This is a genomic window from Chitinophaga sp., assembly GCF_035564935.1.
GTDB lineage: Bacteria > Bacteroidota > Bacteroidia > Chitinophagales > Chitinophagaceae > Chitinophaga.
Genome location: NZ_DATMTE010000277.1, coordinates 1 through 1,843 on the forward strand (window position 1 = coordinate 1; position 1,843 = coordinate 1,843).

At 46.4% G+C, this 1,843-nt stretch carries 2 protein-coding genes; both read left to right on the forward strand.

Going from position 1 to position 1,843, the window contains the following annotated elements; translation table 11 throughout:
* Window positions 1-678 (forward strand): TatD family hydrolase (locus VN105_RS07395; protein WP_325639425.1); only part of this gene is annotated, 678 nt, incomplete at its 5' end.
* Window positions 679-719: 41 nt separating this feature from the next.
* Window positions 720-1,757, forward strand: a complete 1,038-nt coding sequence (locus tag VN105_RS07400) for a type I asparaginase (protein ID WP_325639427.1) — start codon at window positions 720-722, stop codon at window positions 1,755-1,757.
* Window positions 1,758-1,843 lie beyond the last annotated feature (86 nt).

Sequence of the window (1,843 nt, forward strand, 5' to 3'; positions counted from 1 at the left end):
GATAAACTGTTTTTGCCGAATATAGATGAAAGCTCTGTTGATGGGATGCTGGCGCTGGAAGCAAAGCACCCGGATCACATTTACGCCATGATGGGCATACATCCCTGTTATGTAAAAGAAGCCGTGGATGAGCAGCTGGACTTCGTAAGTGCCTGGCTGCAACAGCGCCCGTTCAACGCCATCGGCGAAATAGGGCTGGACTTTTACTGGGATAAATCCCTGCTGATCCAGCAATACAAAGCCTTCCAGGAGCAGCTGATACTGTCGAGGGAGTATAACCTGCCCGTATCCATTCACAGCCGGGAAGCCACACGGGAATGTATCAACGAAGTAAAGGCATTACAGGACGGTCGCCTGAGCGGGGTATTCCACTGCTTTTCAGGCACCCTGGACGAAGCAAAGGAAATCATTGACCTGGGTTTTTACCTCGGCATTGGCGGTGTGGTTACATTCAAAAAGTCGGGGCTCGGCAAACTCCTGGAAGAAATAGACCTGGCACACATCGTAATGGAAACAGACGCACCTTACCTGGCGCCGGTTCCTTATCGCGGTAAACGTAATGAAAGCGCCTACCTTCCACTGGCAGGAGAAAAGGTGGCAGATATAAAAAATCTAAAAATAGAAGAGGTTGCAGCTATAACAAGCAGCAATGCCCGGAAATTATTCAAAATGCTCTAACTGTTTAGTGAATACCTTTGCAGGCAATGGCTACTAGCACAATGAGTAAAATTCTGATAATTTACACGGGCGGTACTGTAGGTATGATCTATGACGATAAAACCAAAGCACTGCGCCCGATCGGCTTCAACGAAATAAGGAACAATTTGCCGGAACTATACCGGATGGGCATTGACTTTTATGTGTACGCATTTAATCCGCCTATAGATTCATCAGACATGCAGCCGGAGATATGGGTGGAACTGGCCAGTATTATTGAAGACCGCTACGACCGCTACGACGGGTTTGTAATCCTCCATGGGTCTGATACAATGGCTTTCACTGCCTCCGCCCTCAGCTTTATGCTGGAAAATCTCTCCAAACCTGTTATCCTGACCGGCTCACAGCTTCCCATCGGGAAAATACGTACCGATGCCAAAGAGAATATCATCACGGCCATGGAAATAGCCTGCAGCAGGCATAACGGCACTACTGTTTCTATGGTACCGGAGGTATGTATTTATTTCGACTTTTCCCTGTTCAGAGGCAACCGCTCAAAAAAGTATAATGCGGAAAAATTTGAGGCTTTCTATACCATGAACTATCCGCAGCTTGCAGAAGCAGGCATCGATATTAAGTTCAAGCACCAGTTTATTTTACCGCCCCCCACACAACCATTGAAGGTGCATAAAGAACTGGAAACAAATATTACCGTACTGAAGTTGTTCCCGGGTATTACCAGGAAGGCCGTAGAAGCTATACTGAGCGTATCCGGCTTAAAAGGAGTGATCATGGAAACCTTTGGCAGTGGTAATACCAACACACAACCCTGGTTTATTGAGAGTATTAAAAAGGTGATTGACAACGGCGCTATTGTAGTAGACATCACCCAATGTGACGGAGGCTCTGTGGAACTGGGGAAATATGAGACCAGCCAACACCTGATGGAAATTGGAGTGGTGAGCGGACATGATATGACCTTTGAAGCAGCAGTGACCAAACTGATGTTTGTACTGGGCCAGGGGCTCTCTGTCGGCGATGCCAAGAAAATGCTGGAAACATCGCTGCGGGGCGAACTAACGCCTATTGAAGTATATTAAATATCTTATTCACAGAAGTTTATAAAAGCGGGGGAACATTTATTTGTAGCTCCCGCTTTTTTTTATCTTGAATATTTACGGTAAAT